This is a genomic window from uncultured Gemella sp., assembly GCF_963515875.1.
Taxonomy (GTDB): Bacteria; Bacillota; Bacilli; order Staphylococcales; family Gemellaceae; genus Gemella.
In genome coordinates, this window is the sequence record NZ_CAUPZX010000077.1 from 1 (window position 1) to 2,686 (window position 2,686).

Sequence of the window (2,686 nt, forward strand, 5' to 3'; positions counted from 1 at the left end):
GTTTTTCATATTTTTTTTTTAAATTTTATGTTATAATTTAGTATGTGTAAATAAAATATGTGTGTATTTACAATTTTATTATAATAACAAAGATTAAAAGGAAGGAGTGTTTGACTTGAGTTCACAATTGTATACTTCAATAGATCTGGGATCATCTAGTATAAAAGTGATTATAGCAGATGTAGTATATGAAAAATTGAATATACTCGGTGTCGGGGTTGTTAAAACTACATCCATCAAACGAGGAAATATTATTGATGTAGAGTCTGCTTCTAGAGATATTCAAAAAGCAATAGATATTGCCAAAAGTGAAGCTAATAAAGACATAAGATCATTATATGTAGCAGTTCCAAGTATACACACTCATATTAAAAAAAGTGTAGCGGAAATTAAATTTGATACAAAACACGATATTGATGGTAGAGATATCGAAGAAGTAATTGAAGAAGCAAAAATACTACCGTTGCCACGAGAAAGAGAAGTGGTTCAAGTAATTCCAGATTACTATCGTCTTGATGATATTGAAAATATTAGAAAACCAAAAGGTATGACAGTTCATAATGCTTTTGAAGTTACAGGAAACAGGGTTTTAACATCTAAAACTCACCTTCATACTATCTATAAGAGTATAGAAAACTTGAGATTAGATTGTAATGAGACATTTTGTACATCTCATTCATTAGGAGAATTACTTCTTAATGAAGAAGAAAAAGATTATGGTTCAGTAATAATTGACATTGGAGCAGGTCTTACTACGGTAAGTTATTTTGAGGATGGCATACTTCAATTATCTCAATCAATTGAGTTAGCTGGAGAAGATATTACAAGAACAATATCTGATGTGTTAAATGTTCCTTTAAAACGAGCGGAAGAAATAAAAGTTACTCAGGGACATGCATTTTATGATTTAGCATCACCTCAGGTAATTATTGAGTTAGATAACTTAGAACCAGATGAAGAACCTTATACTCAAAAAGAATTAGCAGATTATATTGAAGAAATTGTAGAAGAAATTATTTTACGATCATTTGATGTACTTAGAAAAGCAGGTATAAATAGAGTAAAAGGTAATGTTGTACTAACAGGTGGAACTACGTTGATGCCTGGAGTTCTGGACTTAGCAAAAGATATGCTAAGAAAAATGAATGTAAGAATTGGTTCTCCGAAGATTATCGGTGCAAATTCGCCAGAATTATCTGTAGTTGTAGGGACATTAACTAGTAGTTATAAAATTGAATCATTATTTGGATATCAAGTAACCGATGAAGTTCCAACAATTAAAAATACAAATACAACTTTTGAAAATGTATCTGGAATTGAAGAAATTTCAGTGGTTAATTCAAAAGTAGAAACACCAATAATAACAGATACTCATGTGGAAGACCATGAAGAAGACGTTTATTACGAAGAAGAGAAAAAAGATAAAGAAGAGAAGAACTTCTTTGATAAAATAACTAAAATGTATAATTCGTTTTTCGAATAATAATCAGGAGGAAATAAATAATGTTTGAAGAATTTGATCAATCAGCAGTAATTAAAGTAGTAGGTGTTGGTGGCGGTGGTGGAAACGCCGTTGACCGAATGGTAGAAAGTGGAATTCAAAATGTTGAATTTATCGCAGTTAATACAGATGCTCAAGCGTTAAAACGTTCAAAAGCAAATATAAGAATACAAATAGGGGAAAAGTTAACTAAAGGACTTGGAGCAGGAGCTAATCCGGAAGTAGGACGTAAGGCTGCTGAAGAGACTAAAGATAAAATCGAAGAAGCACTAGCAGGGGCAGATATGGTATTCGTTACTTCTGGTATGGGAGGAGGAACTGGTACTGGAGCGGCACCAATCGTGGCAGGTATTGCTAAAGAATTAGGAGCATTAACAGTAGGTGTTGTTACTCGTCCATTCAACTTTGAAGGTAAAAAACGTCAAGTGCAATCTACAGCAGGAATTAACTCACTAAAAGGTGCAGTAGATACGCTTATCGTTATTCCTAACGATAGATTATTAGATATCGTTGATAAATCTACTCCAATGATGCAAGCATTCGTTGAAGCTGATAATGTATTACGTCAAGGGGTTCAAGGTATCTCTGACTTAATTAATGTATCTGGTACAGTTAACCTTGACTTTGCTGATGTTAAAGCTATCATGGCTGATCAAGGTTCAGCATTAATGGGTATTGGTGTAGCTTCAGGTGAAAACAGAGCAATAGAAGCTGCTAAAAAAGCAATTTCATCTCCATTACTTGAAACTTCTATCGTTGGAGCTAAAGGTGTGTTATTAAACATCACTGGAGGACCATCCTTAAGTCTATTTGAAGCTCAAGCAGCTGCAAGTATCGTTCAAGAAGCTAGTGATGATGAAGTAAACATGATTTTCGGTACAGTATTTAATGAAGAATTAGAAAAAACTGATGAAATCATTGTTACAGTTATTGCTACTGGATTTGAAGAAGATGGAGTTAGTGTGGAAAGAGATATCTTAGCACAACGTCCAGCTCAACCAGAAGCTAGTTCATTCACAAGTGGATATGGTAAAAACGAAGTAGAACAAGAAATGTACCCACGTCCAAGAAGAAGAACAAGAAGAGACATCTAATTTTAAAAAAAAGAAAAATCGAGATTACTCGATTTTTCTTTTCAGGCTGTTGACAAATGCAAAAAATGCATGAATCAACAGCCTATTTTTA

At 33.2% G+C, this 2,686-nt stretch carries 2 protein-coding genes; both read left to right on the forward strand.

The features are described from left to right. Window positions 1–106: 106 nt before the first annotated feature. Window positions 107–1,483 carry a cell division protein FtsA gene (gene ftsA / locus RWL85_RS08525; RefSeq protein WP_314087140.1) on the forward strand — a complete coding sequence of 459 codons (1,377 nt, stop codon included), beginning with the start codon at window positions 107–109 and terminating at the stop codon, window positions 1,481–1,483. A 20-nt stretch (window positions 1,484–1,503) separates the two neighbouring features. Continuing rightward, complete coding sequence (gene ftsZ, locus RWL85_RS08530; RefSeq protein ID WP_314087143.1) at window positions 1,504–2,595, forward strand: cell division protein FtsZ; 1,092 nt, start codon at window positions 1,504–1,506, stop codon at window positions 2,593–2,595. Window positions 2,596–2,686: the final 91 nt, after the last annotated feature.